Annotated in this window: 19 protein-coding genes; 8 read left to right on the top strand and 11 right to left on the bottom strand. The window is 72.8% G+C overall.

All coding sequences use genetic code 11. The annotated features are described in order from the left end of the window. The first annotated feature begins 129 nt into the window (after positions 1–129). The 6 genes from HDA43_RS32230 to HDA43_RS32205 all read left to right on the top strand — a co-directional run bounded on the left by HDA43_RS32230 (position 130) and on the right by HDA43_RS32205 (position 7,008). Positions 130–1,083: a LysR family transcriptional regulator gene (locus HDA43_RS32230; RefSeq protein WP_179828302.1), complete on the top strand. Its 954-nt coding sequence runs from the start codon at positions 130–132 to the stop codon at positions 1,081–1,083. A gap of 178 nt (positions 1,084–1,261) precedes the next feature. After that, positions 1,262–2,965: an ABC transporter substrate-binding protein gene (locus tag HDA43_RS32225; RefSeq protein ID WP_179828301.1), complete on the top strand. Its 1,704-nt coding sequence runs from the start codon at positions 1,262–1,264 to the stop codon at positions 2,963–2,965. Next, a complete protein-coding gene (locus tag HDA43_RS36170; protein ID WP_179828300.1) occupies positions 2,962–3,915 on the top strand; it encodes an ABC transporter permease in 954 nt (317 codons plus the stop codon). Before HDA43_RS32225 ends, HDA43_RS36170 begins: the two co-directional genes overlap by 4 nt. Continuing rightward, positions 3,912–4,901, top strand: a complete 990-nt coding sequence (locus tag HDA43_RS32215) for an ABC transporter permease (RefSeq protein WP_179828299.1) — start codon at positions 3,912–3,914, stop codon at positions 4,899–4,901. The genes HDA43_RS36170 and HDA43_RS32215 overlap by 4 nt, the downstream gene beginning before the upstream one ends. After that, positions 4,898–6,004, top strand: a complete 1,107-nt coding sequence (locus HDA43_RS32210; protein ID WP_179828297.1) for an ABC transporter ATP-binding protein — start codon at positions 4,898–4,900, stop codon at positions 6,002–6,004. The genes HDA43_RS32215 and HDA43_RS32210 overlap by 4 nt, the downstream gene beginning before the upstream one ends. Further along, on the top strand, positions 6,001–7,008 hold the full coding sequence (locus HDA43_RS32205; protein WP_281395704.1) for an ABC transporter ATP-binding protein: 1,008 nt from the start codon (positions 6,001–6,003) through the stop codon (positions 7,006–7,008). Before HDA43_RS32210 ends, HDA43_RS32205 begins: the two co-directional genes overlap by 4 nt. Before the next feature lie 237 nt (positions 7,009–7,245). Here the strand turns inward: HDA43_RS32205 and HDA43_RS32200 are convergent, their stop codons facing one another. Continuing rightward, positions 7,246–7,728, bottom strand: coding sequence for a hypothetical protein (locus HDA43_RS32200; RefSeq protein ID WP_179828295.1), 483 nt, complete (start codon positions 7,726–7,728; stop codon positions 7,246–7,248). A 377-nt stretch (positions 7,729–8,105) separates the two neighbouring features. On the opposite strand from HDA43_RS32200, the gene HDA43_RS32195 reads away from it, so the two are divergent. Further along, entirely contained in the window at positions 8,106–8,975 is an 870-nt protein-coding gene (locus HDA43_RS32195) for an alpha/beta fold hydrolase (protein WP_179828293.1), read from the top strand. A 181-nt stretch (positions 8,976–9,156) separates the two neighbouring features. Here HDA43_RS32195 and HDA43_RS32190 read toward each other — a convergent pair whose 3' ends face one another. The 4 genes from HDA43_RS32190 to murQ form a co-directional block, all read right to left on the bottom strand. Continuing rightward, entirely contained in the window at positions 9,157–10,026 is an 870-nt protein-coding gene (locus HDA43_RS32190) for an alpha/beta fold hydrolase (RefSeq protein WP_179828292.1), read from the bottom strand. Positions 10,027–10,173: 147 nt separating this feature from the next. Continuing rightward, entirely contained in the window at positions 10,174–10,929 is a 756-nt protein-coding gene (locus HDA43_RS32185) for a VOC family protein (protein WP_179828291.1), read from the bottom strand. Between the two features lie 16 nt (positions 10,930–10,945). Continuing rightward, positions 10,946–12,016, bottom strand: coding sequence for a serine hydrolase domain-containing protein (locus tag HDA43_RS32180; RefSeq protein WP_179828290.1), 1,071 nt, complete (start codon positions 12,014–12,016; stop codon positions 10,946–10,948). Beyond that, entirely contained in the window at positions 12,009–12,953 is a 945-nt protein-coding gene (gene murQ / locus HDA43_RS32175) for an N-acetylmuramic acid 6-phosphate etherase (RefSeq protein ID WP_179828289.1), read from the bottom strand. Before murQ ends, HDA43_RS32180 begins: the two co-directional genes overlap by 8 nt. A 67-nt stretch (positions 12,954–13,020) precedes the next feature. On the opposite strand from murQ, the gene HDA43_RS32170 reads away from it, so the two are divergent. Beyond that, complete coding sequence (locus HDA43_RS32170) at positions 13,021–14,223, top strand: exo-beta-N-acetylmuramidase NamZ family protein (protein ID WP_179828288.1); 1,203 nt, start codon at positions 13,021–13,023, stop codon at positions 14,221–14,223. A 214-nt stretch (positions 14,224–14,437) separates the two neighbouring features. On the opposite strand, the gene HDA43_RS32165 is transcribed toward HDA43_RS32170, so the two are convergent. The 6 genes from HDA43_RS32165 to HDA43_RS32140 are packed head-to-tail and all read right to left on the bottom strand — an operon-like array spanning position 14,438 to position 21,434. Continuing rightward, on the bottom strand, positions 14,438–15,439 hold the full coding sequence (locus HDA43_RS32165) for a GNAT family N-acetyltransferase (protein WP_179828287.1): 1,002 nt from the start codon (positions 15,437–15,439) through the stop codon (positions 14,438–14,440). Between the two features lie 5 nt (positions 15,440–15,444). After that, positions 15,445–16,455, bottom strand: coding sequence for an ABC transporter ATP-binding protein (locus HDA43_RS32160; RefSeq protein WP_179828285.1), 1,011 nt, complete (start codon positions 16,453–16,455; stop codon positions 15,445–15,447). Further along, on the bottom strand, positions 16,452–17,669 hold the full coding sequence (locus HDA43_RS32155; protein ID WP_312873650.1) for an ABC transporter ATP-binding protein: 1,218 nt from the start codon (positions 17,667–17,669) through the stop codon (positions 16,452–16,454). Before HDA43_RS32155 ends, HDA43_RS32160 begins: the two co-directional genes overlap by 4 nt. Positions 17,670–17,673: 4 nt before the next feature. After that, the gene (locus HDA43_RS32150; RefSeq protein ID WP_246424771.1) at positions 17,674–18,606 is read right to left on the bottom strand and encodes an ABC transporter permease; all 933 of its coding nucleotides are present in this window, start codon (positions 18,604–18,606) and stop codon (positions 17,674–17,676) included. Next, a complete protein-coding gene (locus tag HDA43_RS32145) occupies positions 18,603–19,610 on the bottom strand; it encodes an ABC transporter permease (protein ID WP_179828284.1) in 1,008 nt (335 codons plus the stop codon). Before HDA43_RS32145 ends, HDA43_RS32150 begins: the two co-directional genes overlap by 4 nt. Before the next feature lie 3 nt (positions 19,611–19,613). Further along, positions 19,614–21,434, bottom strand: a complete 1,821-nt coding sequence (locus HDA43_RS32140) for an ABC transporter substrate-binding protein (protein WP_179828283.1) — start codon at positions 21,432–21,434, stop codon at positions 19,614–19,616. Positions 21,435–21,719: the final 285 nt, after the last annotated feature.

The raw sequence follows: 21,719 nt of genomic DNA, 5'->3' as shown, positions 1-21,719 counted from the left end.
CCGTGGGGCGGCGCGGGCTCCCTCGCTATGGGTTTCGCGACCCGGCGCCTTTGCCGGTTCGCGCGCTTATGTCGCAGTTTGCTCGGGAAGTTCATGCGATGGTCATCAGCCGTCACATAATTCTTGGCTATGGAGCTCGACATCAGGCATCTCCGTACGATCTGTGCGATAGCGGAGATGGGGAGCGTCACCCGCGCCGCCGCCCGGCTGGGCCTGTCCCAGCCGGCCATGACCAACCAGCTGCGCCGGGTCGAGGAGATCGTCGGCGGGGCGCTGTTCGTGCGCAGCCACTCCGGCGTGCAGCCGACCCCGCTGGGACGGCAGGTCATCGCCCGCGCCCGCATCGTCCTGACGGAGGTGGACGCGCTCTTCGGCGACCTGCGCGTCCCCACCGCGGTGGAGACCCTCCGGCTGGGCTGCGTGCACCTGTCCTGCGTGGGGAGCATCGTCGACCGGGTCGGTGAGAGGCTGCGCGGGCACGAGATCTCGCTGCGCATCGAGCCCTCGGCGACGCTGCTGGCCACGGCGCTCGCGCAGGGACAGCTCGACGTGGCACTGCTGGGCGTCGTCGAGGGGTTCGACATCACGCTGACGGCGCCGGTCGCCAGCCGTACCCTCGTCCCCCGGTATCCGATATTCGTCGCCCTGTCGGAGGGCCACCGGCTGGCCGAACGGGAGGAGGTCCGGCTCTCCGACCTGCGGGACGAGCACTGGATCAGCCCGCCGGGCGCCGACGACGGCTCGCTCGCCGCGCTGCGCGCCGCCTGCCGCGCGGCCGGGTTCGAGCCCGACGTGCGCTACGACGCCCCGAGCGGCGCGGGCCGGCCGCTGGTGGCGGCGGGCCTGGGGGTCCGCCTGGTCGATCCCACCTGGCCCGCCGCACCCGGTACGGTCGTCCGCCCGCTCGCCGGCCAGCCGCAGACCGCCAAGCTGACCGTGGCCTGGCGCCGGGACCGGCTGGGCACCGAGCAGGCGGCGGAGCTCTACCGCGGCCTCGCCGCCGCGTACACCGACCACCTGGACGACAATCCGCTATTCCGGCGCTGGTGGGACGCCCATCCCGAGGTGCATCCGCTCATCTGACGACCGGATCGGGGCCGCCGGGCCGGGCCCCGGAAATCCGTCGGGCCGGGACCGGGAAAACGAGGGAATGCCGGATCGGACTAATTACGGATTGGTAACACACTATTGCCGGTAATATTTCACATTACTATGTTACGTGTCACTCTCGCTCTCCCCCCACAACGATGCGGAGTGACACATGTCCGTGAAGACCACGGCGGCCCCCTGCCTCCTCGCGCTGGCGGTGCTGTTCGGCACGGCGGCCTGCGGCGGCGGGACACCCGCCGCCGAGCGGTCCGGAAACGGCCCCCGGCCCCCGGCGGGTGAGGCCGCCAGGGGCGGGACCCTCGCGATCCTGTCCAACCAGGACTTCTCCCACCTCGACCCGACCCGCAACTGGACGATGCCGGAGATGGACTTCGGCCTGCGCTACCTCTACCGTTCCCTCGTCACCTACAAGGCCGAGCCGGGACCGGCCAGCCTGCAGATCGTCCCGGACCTCGCCACCACCGTCGGCGAGATGTCCGACGGCGGCAGGACCTGGACCTTCACCCTCAAGGAGGGCCTCAAGTACGAGGACGGCTCGCCGATCGTGGCCGCCGACGTCAAGTACAACGTGGAGCGGTCCTTCGCCCCCGAGCTGCCCGGCGGCCCCAACTACGCCCGCCTGGTCCTGGCCGGCGGCGAGAAGTACCGGGGCCCCTACCGGGACGGCTCGCTGAAGTCGATCGAGACGCCCGACGAGAAGACGATCGTCTTCCACCTCGACCGCCCCGTCGCCGAGTTCCCGTACTACGCCACCCTGCCGACCTTCGCGCCGGTACCCCGGGCCAGGGACACCAAGGCGCAGTACGACAACCGCGTCTTCTCCTCGGGACCGTACAAGATCGACACCTACGACCGGGGCAGGCAGCTCGTGCTCAGCCGGAACGAGCACTGGGACCCCGCCACCGACCCGGTCCGCAAGGCGCTGCCGGACAGGGTCGTCGTCAAGCAGGGCCTGCGGCAGAGCGTGATCGTGGACCGGCTCATCGCCGACCAGGGCGAGGACCGGACCGCGGTCACCTACGCCGACGTCAACGGCGAGAGCTTCGCCAAGATCCTCACCAATCCCAAGGTCAGGGCGCGCTTCCACAACGAGATCCGGGGCTGCACCGACACCCTGGCCATGAACACCGCCAAGGCGCCCTTCGACAACCCGAAGTTCCGCCTGGCCCTGCAGTACGCGATCGACAAGGAGGCGTACCAGACCGTCAAGGGCGGCCCGGCCTCCGGCACGGTCGCCACCGCCTACCTGCCGCCGTCGCTGTCCGGCGGCGTCCCGCAGGACACCCTGAAGATCCCGCCGACCGGTGACGTGGCGAAGGCCAAGGCGCTGATCGCCGAGTCCGGCGTGGCGACGCCGGTGAAGGTCACGCTGTCCGCCTCCACCGGCGACAAGGGAGCCGCCACCGCGATCCAGGAGTCGCTCAAGCGCGTCGGCGTCGAGACCGAGATCAGCACCTTCGACCCGTCGGTCTACTACGACACCATCGGCGACACCGCCAGGTTCGACGGGCTGGCCCTGTACGGCTGGTGCCAGGACTACCCGTCCGGGTCCTCCTTCATCCCGATGCTCTTCGACGGCCGCACCATCACCGACAAGGGCAACAGCGGCAACGTGTCGCTGTTCCGGGACCGGGAGACCATGGACCGGATCGACGGGATCCGGGCCATGACCGACCTGAAGGCGGCCGACCGCGCCTGGGTGGACCTGGACGCCGCGATCATGCGGAAGACCCCGATGATCCCCCTGCTCTGGCTCCGCAAGCCGCTGCTCACCGGCTCCAAGGTCGGCGGCGCGTTCGGCCACCTGATCTGGTCCGGCCAGTTCGACTACGCCACCCTCGGGGTCGGGAAGTGACCACCGCCGCGCCGCGGGAGGCCGCGGCGGCCGTCGCGGCCCCCGCCGTCCGGGGCCGCTCCCCCGGGCGGATCGCCTACGAGCGGCTCCGCCGCGACCCTGCCGCGCTCCTCGGCCTCGCCATCGTGACGGTCTTCGTCGTGACGGCGCTGGCCGCCCCGCTGCTGGCCGGGCTCAACGGCTGGCGGCCCGAGACCTTCGACAAGAGCGCGATCGACCAGGCGCTCGGCGGGGTGCCGAAGGGCGACTTCGGCGGCATCGGCGCCGAGCACTGGCTCGGCGTCGAGCCGGGCAACGGCCGCGACGTCTTCAGCCGCATCGTGTACGGCGCGCGGGTGTCGTTGCTGATCGCGGTCGCCGCCACGGCCGTCACCGTGCTCGCCGGCACCGCGGTCGGCCTGGTCGCGGGGTACTTCGGCGGCAGGATCGACACCGTGCTCAGCCGGATCATGGACCTGGTGATGTCCTTCCCGAGCCTGATCTTCATGCTGGCCCTGCTGTCCATCGCGCCGGGCACCGACCGCGTGCTGCTGCTCGTGCTGATCATGAGCATGTTCAGCTGGCCGTACGTCGGGCGCATCGTGCGCGGGCAGACGCTGAGCGTCCGGCACCGGGAGTTCGTGGACGCCGCGCGGGTCAACGGGGCGATGGGGCCGCACATCCTGCTGAGGGAGATCCTGCCCAACATCGCCGCGCCGATCCTCGTCTACACGACACTGGCGATCCCGGCCAACATCGGCACCGAGGCCGCGCTGTCCTTCCTCGGCGTCGGCGTGCGGCCCCCCACCCCCTCGTGGGGCCAGATGATCGACAACGGGCTGCTGTGGTACCAGGTCGCGCCGACGTACTTCATGATCCCCTGCGTCTGCCTGTTCCTGACCGTGCTGGCCTTCACCCTGCTGGGCGACGCGCTGCGCGACGCCCTCGACCCGAAGGGAGGCGGCCGATGACCCGCTACCTGCTGCGGCGGCTCGCCGCGGTGGCGGGCGTGCTGCTCGTCATCTGCGCGGTGACCTTCGCCGTCTTCTACGTGCTCCCCTCGGACCCGGCCGCCCACGCCTGCGGCAAGACCTGCACCCCCGAGCAGGTGGCGCTGGTGCGCACGCAGATGGGCCTGGACAGGCCGGTGTACGAGCAGTTCGGCGGCTACGTGGCCGGCATCTTCACCGGCCGCACGCTGGGCGACGGCCCGGCCGCGCTGGAGTGCTCGGTCCCCTGTTTCGGCTACTCCTACCAGAACGCGCTGCCCGTCTGGGACCTGCTGACCGACCGCCTGCCGGTGAGCGTCTCGCTGGCCCTCGGCGCGGCCGTGCTCTGGCTGGCCGGCGGCCTGGCCGTCGGGCTGGTCGCCGCCCTGCGCCGGGGGACCACGCTCGACCGCTCGCTCATGGCGGCCACGCTGGCCTCCGCCTCGGCACCGGTCTACTTCACCGCGATGATGCTGCTGCTGGTCCTGGTCCAGCGACTCGAATGGCTGCCCTACCCCGACTACCGGCCGATCTCCGAGGGCCCGGCCGCCTGGGCTGGCAACCTGCTGCTGCCCTGGATGACGCTCGCCAGCCTGTACGCCGCCATGTACGCCCGGCTCACCCGGGCCTCGATGATCGAGACGATGGCGGAGCCGTACATCAGAACGGCCCGCGCCAAGGGCCTGTACGAGCGGACCGTCGTCACCAAGCACGGCCTGCGCTCGGCGCTCACCCCCATCGTGACGATCTTCGGCATGGACCTGGGCGGGCTGCTCGCCGGGGCCGTCATCACCGAGCACGTCTTCGGACTGCCCGGCGTCGGCCAGCTCACCTACGACGCGATCTTCAAGGCCGACCAGCCCGTCGTGCTCGGCGTCACCCTGCTGGCGGCATTCTTCATCACCCTGGCCAACCTCGGCGTGGACCTCGTCTACGCGGTGATCGACCCCCGTGTGAGGTACGCGTGATCCTGCGAGTGAGAGACCTGCGGGTCGCGTTCCCCGCCGGGACCGCGGTGGACGGGATCGGCTTCGACCTGGACCGGGGCCGCACGCTCGGCGTCGTCGGCGAGTCCGGCTCCGGCAAGTCGGTGTCGTCGCTGGCGATCATGGGCCTGCACCGCGAGGCGGCCGTCTCCGGCTCGATCGTCTTCGACGGCGAGGAACTGGTGGGCGCGCCCGCCTCACGCCTCCGCGAACTGCGCGGCCGCAGGATGGCGATGGTCTTCCAGGATCCGCTGTCGTCGCTGCACCCCTTCTACACCGTCGGCGAGCAGATCGCCGAGGCGTACCGGCTGCACCTGCGCGCCTCGCGCCGGGTGGCGCGGGAACGCGCGGTGGAGATGCTGGCCGAGGTGGGCATCCCCGAGCCGAGGCGGCGCGCGGGCGAGCACCCCCACCGTTTCTCCGGCGGCATGCGGCAGCGCGTGATGATCGCGATGGCCCTGTCCTGCGAGCCGGACCTGCTCATCGCCGACGAGCCGACCACCGCCCTGGACGTGACCGTGCAGGCGCAGATCCTCGAACTGATCAAGAGAATCCAGCAGGACCGCGGCATCGCCGTCATGTTGATCACCCATGACCTGGGCGTCGTGGCGCGGGTCGCCGACGAGGTCCTGGTGATGTACGGCGGCCGCACCGTCGAGCACGCCCCGGTGCGGGAGATCTTCAGGGCTCCCCGTCACCCCTACACGCAGGGCCTGCTCGCCTCCGCCCCCCGCCTGACGGCCGGAAGCGCGGAAGGCTCACCGGATCCGGCCGCCGGGGGCGCGGCGGGCCCGGCCGCCGGGGGACGGCTGCGGGCCATCCCCGGCAGCCCGCCGTCGCTGCTCGCGCCGCCGCCCGGCTGCCGGTTCCACCCCCGCTGCGCCCGCTACGCCGCGACCCCCGAAGACGCCTGCGTCACCGAGGCGCCTGAGCTTCGCGAGTTCCGCGGGCCCCTTGAGATCCACGAGATCCGGGAGATCCATACGGGCCGCGCGCTCCGTCCGGTCGGCCCGGAAGGCGCTCCGGCTGGCCCGGTCCACCGTACGGCCTGCCACCTGACCGGAACCCTCGGAGGCCCACGATGACCGGAGCGCCGCCCACCCGCCCGGACGGCGCGCCGGGCACCGTACCCGACGCGGCGCCGGACGCCGGGCGCCGGTCCACGCCGTTGCTGTCCGTACGGGACCTGCGGATGACCTTCGGGAAGCGGAACGGGGTCAGGGCCGTGGACGGCGTCACCTTCGACGTGTGGCCGGGAGAGACCCTCGGCCTGGTCGGGGAGTCCGGCTGCGGCAAGTCCACCACCGGCCGGATGATCGTCCGGCTGCTGGAGCCCACCGGCGGCACCGTCGTCTTCGACGGCCGCGACATCACCCGGCTCGGCCCGCGCGACATGCGCCCGTTCCGCCGCGACATACAGATGATCTTCCAGGACCCGTTCGCGTCGCTGAACCCCCGCCAGACCGTCGAGCGGATCGTCTCCGGCCCGACGCGGCTGCTGGACCGGCGCGGTGTGATCGAGCTTCTGGAGATGGTCGGCCTGGGCGCGGAGCACGCCGACCGCTACCCGCACGAGTTCTCCGGCGGCCAGGCCCAGCGCATCGGCATCGCCCGCGCGTTGGCGTCCCGACCCAGGCTGATCGTCTGCGACGAACCGGTCTCGGCGCTGGACGTGTCGATCCAGGCGCAGATCGTCAACCTGCTCGCCGACCTTCAGCGGGAGTTGGACCTGGCGTACCTGTTCATCGCCCACGACCTGTCGGTGGTGCGGCACGTGTGCGACCGGGTCGCGGTGATGTATCTCGGCCGCGTCGTGGAGATCGGCTCCCGCGACGCCGTCTACACCGCCCCGGCACACCCCTACACCCGGGCCCTGCTGTCGGCCGTACCGGTCCCCGACCCCGAGGTGGAACTCGTCCGCGAGCGGATCGTCCTGCCGGGCGACCCTCCCAGCCCGGCCGACCCGCCCCCGGGCTGCTCCTTCAACCCGCGCTGCGCCATGGCCCGGGACGTCTGCCGGGCCGAGGCCCCTCCGCTCGAAATCCACGGACCGGGAGAGAGGGAGGTGGCCTGCCACTTCGCCGGCTGACGGCGTCGCTCGCCTCCGTGCGTCCGGCGAACCCGCCGGACGCACGGAACACGCGGGAGCTTCGGACCCGGAACGCGTGGAAGCTCCGGGTCCGGAACCGCGCGGAAGCCGAACGCGCGGAAGCCGAACGCGCGGAAGCGCGCGACCGCGGTCGCGCGCTCCCGCCGGCCCGACGACCCGGCCGGTCCCCCGAGCCGGTCACCCGAGTCGCCCATCCGAGCCGGTCATCCGGGCCGGTCAGTAGACGACGGGCACGTCCACGGAGACGGACGTCGGGCCGGGCAGGGGCGTGCCGCCTCCGCCTCCGGGGCCCGCGGGGCCGGGGGTGATCGTCACCGTGGCGCGGACCGTGGACCCGGAGGCCACGGTCGTGGTGACGCCCTCGACGGTGAAGACGTTGTTCCAGATGCTCAGGGCCCGGTGCCCGGAGCCGAGGAAGAGGCCGCCGACGATCGCGCCGGAGACCTCCGCGCCGACGTCGCGGGGGTTGACCGGCGGCTCGGAGATGCCGAGGGCGCCGACGATCCCGTACACGCGTACCCGGTCGCCGGTGACGTCCGCGCACGCCTTGACGTTCAGGCCCTGGATCGGTCCCGAGGTGCTGCACGTGGTCGTCGTCGTGAGGGTCGCGGCCGACGCGGGGGCGGCCGTGGCGAGCCCCCCGGCCACGACCGTCCCCGCCGCCAGGAACGCGAGACCACGCTTGGCGATCTGGTTCATCGAATTCCTCCAATGGAACGGGGCCCGGCCCCGTGCCGAGCGCCCGTACAGAGAAGATGTCATATGTGAAATTGCACATAAAGATCTTCGAGCCGAAGAGCAGGAAAACCGCCTGGAACGGTCCCGTGACGCCGTGATGACGCGTCCTCGCACAACAGAACGGCGGCGCGGCGGAACGGCGGCCATGACCGAGCGACGGGCGGAGGCGGACGGTCGAGGCGGACGGGGAAAGGCGGACGGGCGGAGGCGGACGGGCGCGTCACGACGGCGCGCGGGACGCGGCCGGTCGCGGAAGGCGCCGCGCGATCTGCGGTTTGGATCTCGCGCCGGCTGGAAGGGGCCTTTCGACCGGATCCGCGACCGGAGGGAGACACGGGATGTTCGAGGGGTTCGCCGAGGAGCGGGTCGACACCGGCGAGGCGGAGCTGTTCGTCCGGCACGGCGGCTCCGGGCCGCCGCTGCTGCTCCTGCACGGCCACCCCCGCACCCACGCGACCTGGCATCGGGTCGCGCCGCTGCTCACGGACGGCTTCACCGTGGTCTGCCCGGACCTGCGCGGCTACGGCCGCTCGTCGAAACCGCCGACCACCCCCGATCACGAGCCCTACTCCAAGCGGGCGATGGCCCGCGACTGCGTGGCGCTGATGCGCGCGCTCGGCCACGAGCGGTTCGCCGTCGCCGGCCACGACCGGGGCGCCTACGTGGCGCAGCGGGTGGCGATGGACCACCCGGACGCCGCCGCCCGCCTCGTCGTGATGGACGCGGTGCCGATCGGCGAGGCGCTCGACCGGGCCGACGCCCGGTTCGCCGCCGCGTGGTGGCACTGGTTCTTCCTCGGGCAGACCGACAAGCCCGCCGAGCGGGTGATCAGCGCCGATCCCGACGCCTGGTACCGGGCGACGCCGGAGCAGATGGGCGCCGAGGCGTACGAGGACTACCGGCGGGCGATCCACGACCCGGCCACCGTCCACGCGATGTGCGAGGACTACCGCGCGGGGCTCGGCGTCGACCGGGCCGCCGACGACGCCGACCGCCGGGCGGACCGAAAGATCACCTGCCCGGTCCTGTTCCTGTGGTCCGAGCGGGACGACATGGAGGACCTCTACGGCGATCCGCCGGCGATCTGGCGTGACTGGGCCGGCGACGTCCGCGGTGCCTCGATCGACTCCGGCCACCACATGGCCGAGGAGGCCCCGGCCGAGCTGGCCGCCGAACTGCGCCGCTTCCTCGGCGCGTGGCCGGTCTGAGATCCGCCCCGGGCGGGTCATCGGTCCGGAGGTCTCGCCGTCCCGGGCCGGGCCACCGGGCGAGGGCGTCCCGCGCGCGTCACCGGCCGGGGGCGTCCCGTGCGCGTCATCGGCCGACGGGGACGCTCCGGACGGGCGCCCGCCTCCCGGCCGATGGCGCCCGTGCCCGCAGGGATCGCCGTCAGGCCGGGAGCACCTCGCGCAGCCGGGCGGCGAACGCCTCGGCCTCGGCGCCGAAGCCCCCGTGGTCGCCGGGGAACACCTCGGGCCGCCCGCCCAGCCGCTCGGCCAGGGCTAGGGTCGCCCGGTACGGCGGCTCGCCCTCCGACGCCTCCCCCACCGCCGTCACCACCCGAACCCCGGAGGCCCGGAGCGCGTCGAGGTCGGGGGTGTGGCCGGAGAACGGCGGCACCTCGTATCCGATGAAGAACTCCATGTTCGCCGCCGTGCGGGCCATGATCGCGGCGGTCTCAGCGTCCGGCTCCCCCTGCGGTGCGGCGGCGTCGCCCTGACCGGTGTCCCCGTCCCCGGCGTCTTCGCCGCCCATCCCCATCCCCATGGCGAAGACCCCCATCGCCTGCCCGGCGCCTCCCTCGCGGAAGGCGTCCGCCACGTCCCGCATGAGGGCGCGCCAGTGGTCGCGGTCGGGCAGCAGCTCGAAGACGGGCGGCTCGTGGGCGACCATCGCGCGGACCCGCCCGGGGTGGCGGGCGGCCAGCTCCAGGCCGATCACCGCACCGGAGCTGTTGCCGAAGACGCAGGCCGGCTCGTCCTCGGTGACGCCCACGGCCGTCAGCAGGCGGTTGGCGTCGTCGGCGTGGACGGCGATGCTCTGCGGCTCCGGCGGCCCGTCGAGGGGGCTGCGCGAGTTGCCGCGCCGGTCGTAGGTGACCACCGTGTACCGGTCGGCGAGCCGGTCGGCCAGGCCCGCGTACCCGGCGGCGTCATAGACACCGCCGCAGATCAGCAGCAGGACGGGGCCGGAGCCGCGGACCTCGTAGTAGAGGTTCGCGCCCGGCACCGGCAGGCTGTCCGTCTTCGCGTTCTTCATGTCGTCACTCCAAGGATCATGTGTCGCTGCTCCGCCCGATCCGGCCGGTACACCCATGGGTCGGAGCCGGGGCCGCCCTCTTGACATGCCCGCCGGAGGAATCCGGAGAGATTTCCGGCCCTCCGTGCGGGCCCCCTGAGCGGCGGGTCAGTCGCGGCCCTGCCAGGTCGTCACGCACGCCTCGTTGCCCTCGGCGTCGGCCAGGACCCAGAAGGCGGGCGCCCCGGAGTCGGACACCAGCACTCCCCCGGCGGCCAGCGCGGCCCGGATGCGGTGCGGCGCCTCGTCGTGGGGGACGGAGACGTCGAAGTGGATCCGGTTGCGCTGGGGCCGCGGGGCGTCCATCTGCTGGAACCAGATCGCCGGGCCCTGGCCCACCGGATCGACGAGCGGGTCCTCGGGGCCGGTCGCGCCGGCCTCGTCGGTGTAGCCCATGACGGCCTTCCAGAACGGGCGGACCGCGGCGATGTCGAGCGCGTCGATGGCGATCTCGAGGATCTGGTCCGATCGGGCTTCCCGGCCGGCGACCTCCTGGCCGGTGGTCTCCGGGCCGGTGCGCAGGCCCAGCTCGCCCACGGCGGCGGAGATCCGGTGGGCGAGCTCGATCTCCCGCTGTGTCACCGCGGCCGTCGCGAGCGACTGGAGCGTGAGGACCACCCGGTCGCCGCGCACGTCCATCCAGAGGCTCCCGTCGGCCCGGTCACCGGCCGCGGCGGCGGCCCGGGCGGCGACGTCGGTCCCGCGCGCCAGCGACGGCACGGGCACCGACGTGCGGAGCGCGCCGAGGATGTAACGCCAGCCGGCGTCGCCGACGGCGTCGGAGATCTCCCTGCGGGTCGGCTTCCCGGGACGGCCGGAGAGGTCATCGGCTCCGGAGGGATCACTGAGGGGGTTCTCGGTCATCCCGCCATGATCGCACCTACCCGCGTCCACCGGCCGCCGACAGGCGCAGCGCCTCGGCGGCGACGGCGTGGCGCAGGTCGCGGATGCCCGCGCGGCCCCGCAGCGGGTGGACGTTGTTGGTCAGCAGTACGGCCGTCAGCGCCCGGCCGGGGTCCACCACCACCGACGTGCCGGTGAAGCCGGAGTGGCCGTAGGCGTCGGCGAGCGGGCCGACGATGGCCGGGTCTCCGATCCGCACACCGAGCCCGTGGCGGAAGGCCGCGCCGCGCACCCCCTGGTCGCGGGTCATCTCGGCGACCGACTCCGGCCGCAGGATCGGGGCGCCGCCGGTGCGCAGGGTCTCGGCGAACCGCAGCACGTCGTCGGCGGTGGCGAAGATCCCGGCGTGCCCGGCGACGCCGCCCAGGTCGTAGGCGGTCTCGTCGTGGACCTCGCCGCGCACGCACCCGGATCCGGGTCGCCCGGGCTGGTCCTCGGTGGCGGCGATCCGGTGGCGCAGTTCCGCCGCGGGCCGGTAGCCGGTGTCGGCCAGGCCGAGCGGGCCGGTGACCCGGGCCCGCAGCAGCTCGTCCAGGGGCGCTCCCCCGGCGATCTCCGCCACCCGGCCCGCGGTGATCATGCCCACGTCGGAGTAGACGTAGCCGCCGCCGAGCGGGCCCGCGGGCGGCGTGGCCAGGACGTGCGCGAGGTGCGCGGCGCGGGAGCCGTCGCCGGCGGCCTCGTGGCCGGGGGCGCGGCTGGGCGGCAGTCCGGCGGTGTGGGTGAGCAGGTGGCGCATGGTGACGCCGGCGGGCGCGCCGGGCAGCCGGGCGGCGACCGGCTCGTCCAGGCCGAGCAGGCCGTCCTCGGCGAGCGACAGGATGACGGCCGTGGTGAAGAGCTTGGTGACGGACGCCAGGTCGAAGATCGAGTCGCGGCGGGCGGGCGGGCGGTCGTCGGCGAGTTTCCCGGAGGCGTCGGCGTGGCGGACCAGTTCCCCGGCCGCCGCGGCTGCCACCACGTCGCCGCCGACGGCGATCACGGCGACCGCCGCCGAGCAGGCGTCCGGTACGGCCGCCGCCAGTATGCCGCCGAGCCGGTCAGGCATGCCGCACGTCCTCGGTGGCCCGCTCCCCCACCGCCGCACCGTCCGACCGGGCGTCCTCCAGCCGGTCACCGTGCGCGGCGAGCAGGTCCCGGGCCGCGTCTGCGCCGATCCCGTGTTCGATCACCAGCACCGCGACCTTGACGTTCCACTCCGCCTCCTCCAGCGCGGCGCGGGCCGCGGTGAGGTCGGCGCCGGTGAGGCCGGAGACCATGCGGGTGGCCCGGCCCTCCAGCTTGGAGTTCATCGCCGACACCTCGATCATGGTGTTCCCGTAGGTGCGGCCCAGTTTGACCATGGTGATGGTGGACACCATGTTCAGCACCAGCTTCTGCGCGGTCCCGGCCTTGAGACGGGTCGAGCCGGTCACCACCTCCGGGCCGACGACGACCTCGATCGGGTGCGCGGCGGCCGCGGACAGAGGGGTGGCGGCGTTGCAGGACAGGCCGACGGTCAGCGCGCCGCGGCGTTCCGCCTCGCCGAGCGCGCCGATCACGAACGGCGCCCGGCCGCTGGCGGAGACGCCCATCACCGAGTCGAGCGGGCCCACCTCCAGGCGGGTGATGGCGGCGACGCCGGCGGCGTCGTCGTCCTCGGCGCCCTCGACCGAACGGGTCAGCGCGGGCTCGCCGCCGGCGATGACGCCCTGCACCACCTCGGGGTCGGTGCCGAAGGTCGGCGGGCACTCGGAGGCGTCCAGCACGGCCAGCCGGCCGGAGGTCCCCGCGCCCACGTAGATCAGACGTCCGCCCCGCCGCATCCGGTCGGCGACGGCGTCGATGGCGGCCGAGATCGCCGGTACGGCGGTGGCCACGGCGGCGGGCACCGTGGCGTCGGCCGCGTTCATCAGCCGGGCCACCTGCTCGGTCGAGAGCCTGTCGATCTGGCCGTAGCGCGGATCGCTCTGCTCGGTGGACAGGTCGGCGAGTGGATCAATCATGACGCCCCATGTCGCTAATTTTCACCAAAGTCTTCTATTCTGCAAATTATCTTCTATGAATGGAGCGATGTCACTCGTGCGGACCGGAATCGAACGAGTTGTTCACGACCCCGACCTCCTCGGCGGTGGGCGGATCGGCCTCGTCACCAACCCCACCGGGGTGCTGCCCGACCTCACCCCGGGCGTGACCGCCCTGCTGTCGGCGGGCGTGCCGGTGACCGCGCTGTTCAGCCCGGAGCACGGGGTGCGCGGCGCCGCCCAGGACGGTCACGGCGAGGCGGCGGGCACCGACCCGGCCACCGGCCTGCCGGTCCTCGACACCTACGGCGCCGGGAGCGCGGCCCTGGACGAGCTGGTGGAGGCGGCGAAGGTCGACACCCTCGTCTTCGACATCGCCGACATCGGGACGCGGTTCTACACCTACGTCTGGACGATGTACGACCTCATGGCCTCCGCCGCGCGGCTCGGGGTGCGCTTCGCCGTACTGGACCGGCCCAACCCGCTCGGCGGGACCGTCGCGGAGGGGCCGCTCCTCGACCCCGCCTTCGCCAGCTTCGTGGGGCGCGCGGCGATCCCGCTGCGGCACGGGCTGACCGCGGGCGAGCTGGCGCGGCACGTCAACCGTTCCATCGGCGCGGACCTGCTGGTCGTCGCGGCCGAGGGGTGGCGGCGCGACATGCCGCACGCGGCCACCGGCCTGCCCTGGGTGATGCCCTCGGCGAACATGCCGACCCCGGACACCGCGCTGGTCTACCCCGGCACCGGCCTGTTCGAGGGCACGAACCTGTCGGAGGGCCGCGGCACGACCCGCCCCTTCGAGCTGGTCGGCGCGCCCTACCTCGACGAGCGGTTCGCCGCCGGGCTGAACGCCCTGGACCTGCCGGGGGTACGGTTCCGCGACGCGTGGTTCACCCCGGCCTTCCGCAAGCACGCGGGTGTGGCCGTGCGGGGCGTGCAACTCCACGTGCACGACGCCGGGGCGTTCCGGCCGGTGCTGACGGGGCTCGCGATGCTGCACCTGGCGCGCTCGCTGCACCCGGAGGAGTTCGCCTGGCGGCGCGGTGACGCCGGGCCGGGCGAGGAGACCGGGCAGGGCGAGGGGAACGCCGGGCCGGCCGGGGAGAACGCCCGGCCGTACTTCACCGACCTGCTGTGGGGGTCGGACTCGCTGCGCCGCGTCCTGGACGCCGGGGACGACCCGCGCGGGCTGTGCCCGCCGCCGTGCCACCCGGAGGTCTGGACGGGCGGCGACCCGCTCCTCTACCGCTGATCCCGCGGGTCCGCGGGTCACCGGCCCGCGGACCGCAGATTCCACGGATTCCGCGGATTCCGCGGATTCCGCGAACCGGCGGGGCACCGGCCCCGCCGGCCCGTGACCCGCTGACCCGTGACCCGCCGGCCCGTCGCCCTCACCGGCCCGGACCGGCGCCCCTCGGCGTTCCGGTCCGCGGGCCGCCGGTGTTCGGGCCGTTGACATCCGGCCGTCACCGCAGGGTGCGGCGGTAGAGCCAGAAGACCCGCTCGGCTCGCGCGCCCGCCGCCCGGGAGTAGAACCCCAGCGGTCCCACCCAGCCGATCTGCGCGCTCTCCTGGCCCGCCGCCCGCTGCTCGGCCAGGCAGCGGCGCAGCAGCACCCGGCCGACGCCCAGCCCGCGCGCGGCCGGGGCGGTGCCCATCGGGCCGAACCAGGCGGGCCTGGCGCCCCAGGCGGCGAAGCCGATGATCTCCGAACCGCGCACGGCGTAGTGGCAGCCGCCGGCGTGCTCGGCCTCCCAGGCCCAGTTGTCGTTCCAGTGCTCGCGGACGAAGGCGAGCAGCGCGTCGCGGTCATCGGGGCCGGCCGTGCGGGCCTCGCGGAGCTCGACGCCCGACTCCGCCAGCCGGGCGGCGTCGGCGTCGGTGGACAGGTCGGCGTCGGCGGCCAGACCGGCGGTCATGTTCCAGGCGACGTCGTAGCGCTCGTAGCCCATCCTCTCGGCGAGGGCCGCCGCGGGGGTGTAGCGCACGTCGATCCCGGGCCAGGCGTAGCAGGGCGGGTTGCCCGCGAAGCGGGCCTCGGCCGCCCCCTGTCCGCGCAGCCACTCCTCGGCCGCGGCGACCAGCGCGCGGCCCCGCCCGGCGCCCCGCGCGCGGGGGTGTACGGCCAGCAGGTCGATGTGCCCGGCCGACGGGTCGCGTCCGGAGACGGAGGCGAAGACGACGCCGGTGAGGTCGCCGGTGACCAGTGCGGTCCAGCGGCGTTCCGGCGGCGGCGCGGACAGGCTCGCCACCAGGTCCGGGGCCTCGGCCGCGTCCAGGGTGAGCGCGGCGGCGGCCAGCTCGCCGAGCGCCGCCGCGTCGTCCGGGCCGGCCTCGCGGATCCCGGCCCCGGGGACTCCCCGGGCCTCGCCCGGAACCCCGGGGGCGCCCGCCGGGTTCCCGGCCGCGGACGCGCCGGACGTGCCGGGCACGGCGAACGTGCCGTCGCCTCCCACGGGACTCACCATCGCTCTCACCCTCGCTCGATCGGTGTGGCCACGACGTCGCGGCGCCGAGGGTGGAAGCAGGCGTGCTCCTGCGGGAACTCCTCGTCCCGGCCCAGCACCGGCGGCTCGCTCTCGCAGCGGTCGGTGCGGAACGGGCAGCGCCGGGCGAACAGGCAGCCCGCGTCGTGGTGGCTCTCGTTCAGCGCCTCGGTCGGCACCACCGGCTGCTCGCCCGGCCGCTCCAGGCCGTGCAGCACCGGGATCGCCGACAGCAGCGACTGGGTGTAGGGGTGGACGGGCGCGGAGATGATCGTGTCCACGTTCCCCCGCTCGATGACCTGCCCGCGGTAGATGACGTAGAGCTCGCCGTCGTCGCCGATGTAGCGGGCGGTCGCCACGTCGTGGGTGATGAACAGCACGCTCACGCCGAGCCGCTCGCGCAGGTCCTTCAGCAGCGCGAGGATGCCCAGCCGGAGCGAGACGTCGATCATGGAGACGGCCTCGTCGGCGACGAGCATCTCCGGGTCCACGGTCAGCGCGCGGGCGATGACCACGCGCTGCCGCATGCCGCCGGACAGCTGGTGCGGGTAGCGCGGCAGCACGTAGCCCGGGTCCAGCCCGACCAGCGCCAGCAGCTCCTCGGCGCGCTCGTCGACCCACGAGCGGGGCCGTCCGGTCTGCCCGGCGCGCAGCGACAGCGGCGCGTCCAGCGTCTGGTGGATGGTGCGGGTCGGGTTGAGCGCCGAGTACGGGTCCTGGTGGATCATCTGGATCCGCCGGAAGTGCGGCTGGCGCTTCCGGGGCCGCAGCGACGACATCGGGGTGCCGTCGATGGTGATCTCGCCGGAGTCGTAGGTCTCCAGCCCGGCGATGATGCGGCCCAGCGTCGTCTTGCCGCAGCCGGACTCGCCGATGAACGACACCGCCCCGCCCTTGGGGATGGTGAAGTCGACGCCGCGCAGCGCCCTCACCTCGCGGCCGGCGAGCACGCCGCCGCGCTGTTTGAAGGTCTTGGTGATGTTCTGCCCGGTGATCACGGCTGTTCCCCCCGCGTTCCCTGTACCCCGGCCGGCTCCCCGGCCCCTGCGGACTCCGGCGCGTCCGCGGTCTCCGCCGGATGCGCGGCGTCCGGTACGGCGTCCGCCCCGGCCGTGGCCGTACCCGCCGTGGTGTCCGTGTCCACGCCCGCGTCCGCGGCGGCGACCGCGTGGCAGGCCGTGATCGACGGGCCCCGGACGACGACCGGCGGCTCCTCGGTCTCGCAGACGTCCATGCGCAGCGCGCAGCGCTCCCGGAAGACGCAGCCCCGCGCCGGGACGGTGCCCAGCGTCGGCGGGCGGCCGGGCAGGGCCCGGGCCTCGCCGATGTCACCCAGCAGGCGCGGGATGGCCCGCAGCAGGCCCTGGGTGTAGGGGTGGCGGGGCGCGCTCAGCACGTCCGTGGTGGGACCCTGCTCGACGAGCCGCCCGCCGTACATGACGGCCAGCCGGTCGGCGACCTCGGCGACCACGCCGAGGTCGTGGGTGATGACGAGGGTGGTCAGGCCGCGCTCGGCGTGGACCTCGCGGACGATCCGCAGGATGTTCGCCTGCGTGATCATGTCGAGCGCGGTCGTCGGCTCGTCCAGCACCACCAGGTGGGCGTTGAGCACCAGCGCGAGCATGATGCCGACCCGCTGGCGCATGCCGCCCGACAGCTCGTGCTGGTGGGAGTCGAGGACGCGGGCGCCGTCCATGCCCATCCGGCCCAGCAGGTCCTTGGCGTCCCGGACCAGGCCGCGCAGGTCCTCGATCTCGTGCGAGCGGCCCAGGTCGAGGAGCTGCTTGCCGACGGTCTTGAGCGGGTTGAGGGAGTTCTGGGCGGCCTGGAAGACGTAGCCGATGTGCCGGCCGCGCGCCTTGCGCAGGTCCTCGCCGCTCAGCTTCACCACGTCGCCGAGGCCGTCGATCTCCACGCTGCCGGCGCTGATCCTGCCCGGCGGCTGGACCGCGTTGAGCAGCGAAAGCGCCAGCGTGGACTTGCCGGAGCCGGACTCGCCGACCACGCCGGTGATGGTGCCGGCGGGCAGCTCCAGGTCGATGCCGCGGACCGCGGGCAGCTCCCCGGCGGGCGTCCGGTAGACGACGGTCAGTCCGTCGACGCGCACCCCGGGGGCCTTCATCGCGCTCGCCACATTCGCCGTATTTCCAGCTTTCCCCGCGTTCCCGGTTTTCCCGGCGTTCCTCGCGGCGGTGTTCTCGGTGGTGGGCACCCGGTCACTCCTCACGCAGGCGGGGGTTGAAGATCTCGTCCATCGCGTCGACGACGAGCACGATGCCCAGGGTGAGCAGCAGGATCGCCAGCAGCGGCGCCATGAGGTACGGCAGCGCGGCCGGCGACGACATCGCCCCTCCCCCGAACACCGCGAGGTTGAGCATCACGCCCCAGTTGTTGGCGTCGAACGGCAGCACACCCAGGAAGAACAGGCCGACCTGGGCGTACACCGCGCCGGTGACGGAGATGAGCATGTTCATCGCGATGAAGGGGGCCATGCTGGGCAGCAGCTCGCGGCCGATGATGTGCGTGGTGGACAGCCCGAGGCCGCGGGCGGCCTCGATGAAGCCGCGCTCGCGCAGCGACAGGGTCTGCGAGCGCACCGCCCGCGCCACGCCGCCCCAGCCGAGCAGGCCGAGCACCAGGCCCATCTCGAGGGCGCTGGTGAACTTCCACACCGTGGACAGCACCAGCAGCAGCGGCAGGCCGGGGATGGTGAGCTTCATGTCGGTGATCCGCATGAGCACGGTGTCCCAGCGGCCGCGCCGGAACCCGGCGAACAGCCCGATCGCCGCGCCGAGCACCACCGTGATGACCGCGGTGACCAGGGCGGTCAGCAGGACGTAGCGCGACCCGGTGATGAGCAGCGCGAGCACGTCGGTGCCCTCGAAGTCGGTGCCGAAGGGGTGCTCCCAGCTCGGCGGCGCGTACAGCGCGGCGGTGTCGCGGGGCAGGTGGTCGGGGTAGAACATCGGCCCGAACACGCCCATGAGGGCGAACCCGGCCACGATGACCGCGCCGAGCATGCGGCTGGGCTTGCGCCGCAGTACCCGCCAGACGCCGCGCCAGAAGTTGCGGCGCAGGGCCGCGCGTCCGGTGCCCGGACCGGCGCCGCCCGCGGCGCCGCCGGCCGCCGTGATGGTCTGCGCTGTCATGGGGCCCCCTCGCCGCCGCGCACCCGCGGGTCGATGACGGTGTAGAACAGGTCGGCCATGATGTTCGCGACGATGATCGCCCCGGTGATCAGTAGGAACGCCCCGCCCATCAGGGCGTAGTCACGGTTGGTGATGCTGTCGATGAGCATCAGCCCCAGGCCGGGGTAGTTGAAGATCCGCTCGATGAAGATCGCGCCACCGAACAGCGTGCCCAGCGACAGGGCCAGGATCGTGAACAGCGGCAGGATCGCGTTGCGCGCGATGTAGCGGAAGACGATGCCGCGCTTCATGCCGCGCAGTTCGGCGGCGAGGATGAAGTCGTCGCCGAGTACGGTGACCACGCTCGACTTCATCGCCAGGATCCAGCCGCCGTAGGAGGCCAGCGCGTAGGTCAGCACCGGCAGCGTGGCGTACTCGATCAGCGAGCCGATGTAGCCGGCGTTGAGGCCCGGCTCGTACATGATGTCGGCGGTGCCGCCCGCCGGCAGGATCGGGATCAGCGTCGTGAAGACCGCCATCAGCAGCAGCGCGAGCACGTACTGCGGGACGCCGTGCAGCAGCGACCCGGAGATCGCCAGGGCGTCGCCGAGCCTGCCGGAGCGGCGGACCGCGGCGTAGACGCCGAGGATGACGCCGATCAGGAAGCTCAGCAGCGTGCCGGCCAGCACGGGCAGGATCGTCCACTTCGCCGCGGAGAACAGCACGGTGGACACGCCCACGCCCGGGATGGTGAGCGACTGGCCCAGGTCGAGGCGGAACAGGCCGGTCATGTAGTCCACGTACTGCTGCCACAGGCCGCCCGACGGGGCGAAGCCGTAGAGGACCTCGACGGCCCGCTGCGCGGCCTCGGGGGACATGCCCTGCTCGACCAGCTTCTCGTACTTGGCGGCCATGGGGTCGCCGGGGACGCTGCGGATGACGAAGAAGCTGACCGTGGTGACGATCAGGATCATGACGAGCCCGCGGGCCAGGTGACCCGCGAGCCGTCGAATGAGCACCGTCATGCGTTACTGCTTCTTCTTGACCATGCCGAGCTGGATCCACACGCCGGCGGGCTGGCGGAGCAGGTCACTCTCGTTCTCCGGGAAGCCGGTGAAACGGTTGGTGTTGACGAACTGCGTGTTGACGTAGTCCCAGAGCTGGACCACCGGCAGGTCCTGGTTGGCCGCCTTGGCGAGCTTGCCGACGATGGCCTTCTGCTCGTCACCGGAGACGGTGTTCAGCTGGGCGGTCAGCTCACCGGGATTGATCTTCTCGCCGTCGACCTCGATGGTCTCGGGGCCGCCCATCCAGTTGCCGCTCTTGCCGGCCTCGGCGTGCTTGACCTTGCCACCGAGGATCGACCAGCCGTTGGAGGGACCGTAGAGGCGCTGGAAGATGTTGTACGGCGCGGGCCCGAGTGCGATCAGCCAGAACCCGACGTCGTACTTGCCGGCCGCGAGCTCCTCCAGGTAGATCGGGTAGTCGGCGACGCTCAGGACCTCGGCGTCGATGCCGGCCGCGTTGAGCTGGCTGGTGATCGCCTTGGCGCCGGAGACCCAGTCGGAGAACGGCGCCGGGACGTTGATGGTGAACTTCCACGGCTTGCCGTCGGGCAGCGTCCACTTGCCGCCCTCCTTCTTGAGGCCGGCCTCCTTGAACTCCTCCTCGGCCTTGGCCACGTCCAGCTTGTAGGGCTCCAGCTTGCCGAGCTCGTCGCCGAGCCAGTCGGCGGCGGGCTTCTGGTGGATGCCGGTGGTGGTGACGGCCGGGGTGCCGCCCTCGGGAGAGGCGATCTTGGTGATCTCGTCGCGGTTGATCAGGTAGGCCAGGCCGCGCCGCACGTGGACGTTGTCGTAGGGCTTCTTGGACTGGTTGAACGCCAGGCCCAGCGCCACCGGGGAGAAGCCCTTGACGACGCCGTTGCCGGGCGTGGCGGAGATGCGCTTCATCACGTCGGTGGGCACCGCGGTGAACGGCGCGCTGTCGAGCTTGCCGGCGATGAGGTAGTTCCAGATCTGCTCGTTGCCGGTGTAGTTGAGCAGCTTGACCTGGTCGGGGCCGACGTTCGCGGCGTTGTAGAAGTTCTTGTTCTTGACCAGCAGCGCCTCGCCGGGGTTCATCCGCTCCAGCGTGTAGGGGCCGGCGGAGACGTCCTTGGGCGGGGCGAAGGCGAGGACCTTCTCCGCCAGCGCGGTGATCTCCTCGCGGGCCTTGTCGGCGTCGGCGCCCTCGCCGCGGGCGGCCTTGAGCTTGTCCCAGAAGTCGGCGGGCAGCACGCTCTCCCAGACGTGCTTGGGCACGACCGCACTGTCCATGACGCCGCGCACGAACGTGACGCTGGGGTTCTTCATGTCCTGGGTGATCTTGACGGTCTTGTCGTCGACCACCTCGACCTCGGAGGCCGCGCCGGCCGCGCCCGGGGTGATGGCGAAGGCGGTGCTGCCCTGGGTGTAGGCGAGGGCGATGGAGAACTTGACGTCCTCGGCGGTGACCGGCTTGCCGTCGGACCACTTGTTGTTCGGCTGCAGGTGCAGGGTGATCGAGGAGTTGTCCGGCGCGATCTCCCAGCTCGCCGCGATGCCCGGGTAGAACTGGTTCGGGTCGGTCAGGTGGTTCTTCGTCCAGGCGAGCTTCATGACGTTGTAGCCGGCGAACGCGTTGCCCTTGGGGCTCCACGGGTTGAACGGGCCGTTGACGTCGAGGCCGGGCTTGTTGCCGTCGATCGTGGTGTAGAGGCCACCACCCCCACCGGTGCCGCCGGCGGCGGACTTGTCTCCGGTGTTGCCGCTGCACGCCGTGACGGCGGCGAGGCCGAGCAGTGCCGCTACGGCCGCTAGTCGCTTCATGAACCACTCCGTTGGGGCTTACGTGGCCGGGATAGCCGGGGTTGACCGGACCCTATGGTCGCCCCACGAGGGGCGTCAATAATCTCCAGGCGTTGTGAGAATCCTGTAACTTTCCTTCATTGCCCCTCGGGGGCCCTGGAGAGCCTCTCTCTGGCACGGCGCGCCCGCTCCGGCCGCGCGGGGGACGTCCAGGGAGGCTACCCGCCAACGGGTCAGGAAGCGGCAAAGAGCCCGTCAAGTGCGTGAACGGCCCCGCGGGGCGCGGCATGATGCCCGCTCGTGACC

This window comes from Streptosporangium sandarakinum, from assembly GCF_013409935.1.
GTDB lineage: Bacteria > Actinomycetota > Actinomycetes > Streptosporangiales > Streptosporangiaceae > Streptosporangium > Streptosporangium nondiastaticum.
The sequence above is the reverse complement of the archived record's forward strand: the minus strand, read 5'-3'. Positions and strand labels throughout refer to the sequence as shown.

Bases quoted from the DNA above. Each gene is read 5' to 3' on its own strand.
- HDA43_RS32230 (WP_179828302.1), top strand. From the start codon at position 130: ATGGAGCTCGACATCAGGCATCTCCGTACGATCTGTGCGATAGCGGAG.
- HDA43_RS32225 (WP_179828301.1), top strand. From the start codon at position 1,262: ATGTCCGTGAAGACCACGGCGGCCCCCTGCCTCCTCGCGCTGGCGGTG.
- HDA43_RS32215 (WP_179828299.1), top strand. From the start codon at position 3,912: ATGACCCGCTACCTGCTGCGGCGGCTCGCCGCGGTGGCGGGCGTGCTG.
- HDA43_RS32205 (WP_281395704.1), top strand. From the start codon at position 6,001: ATGACCGGAGCGCCGCCCACCCGCCCGGACGGCGCGCCGGGCACCGTA.
- HDA43_RS32200 (WP_179828295.1), bottom strand. From the start codon at position 7,728: ATGAACCAGATCGCCAAGCGTGGTCTCGCGTTCCTGGCGGCGGGGACG.
- HDA43_RS32195 (WP_179828293.1), top strand. From the start codon at position 8,106: ATGTTCGAGGGGTTCGCCGAGGAGCGGGTCGACACCGGCGAGGCGGAG.
- HDA43_RS32190 (WP_179828292.1), bottom strand. From the start codon at position 10,026: ATGAAGAACGCGAAGACGGACAGCCTGCCGGTGCCGGGCGCGAACCTC.
- HDA43_RS32185 (WP_179828291.1), bottom strand. From the start codon at position 10,929: ATGACCGAGAACCCCCTCAGTGATCCCTCCGGAGCCGATGACCTCTCC.
- HDA43_RS32180 (WP_179828290.1), bottom strand. From the start codon at position 12,016: ATGCCTGACCGGCTCGGCGGCATACTGGCGGCGGCCGTACCGGACGCC.
- murQ (WP_179828289.1), bottom strand. From the start codon at position 12,953: ATGATTGATCCACTCGCCGACCTGTCCACCGAGCAGAGCGATCCGCGC.
- HDA43_RS32170 (WP_179828288.1), top strand. From the start codon at position 13,021: ATGTCACTCGTGCGGACCGGAATCGAACGAGTTGTTCACGACCCCGAC.
- HDA43_RS32165 (WP_179828287.1), bottom strand. From the start codon at position 15,439: ATGGTGAGTCCCGTGGGAGGCGACGGCACGTTCGCCGTGCCCGGCACG.
- HDA43_RS32150 (WP_246424771.1), bottom strand. From the start codon at position 18,606: ATGACAGCGCAGACCATCACGGCGGCCGGCGGCGCCGCGGGCGGCGCC.
- HDA43_RS32145 (WP_179828284.1), bottom strand. From the start codon at position 19,610: ATGACGGTGCTCATTCGACGGCTCGCGGGTCACCTGGCCCGCGGGCTC.
- HDA43_RS32140 (WP_179828283.1), bottom strand. From the start codon at position 21,434: ATGAAGCGACTAGCGGCCGTAGCGGCACTGCTCGGCCTCGCCGCCGTC.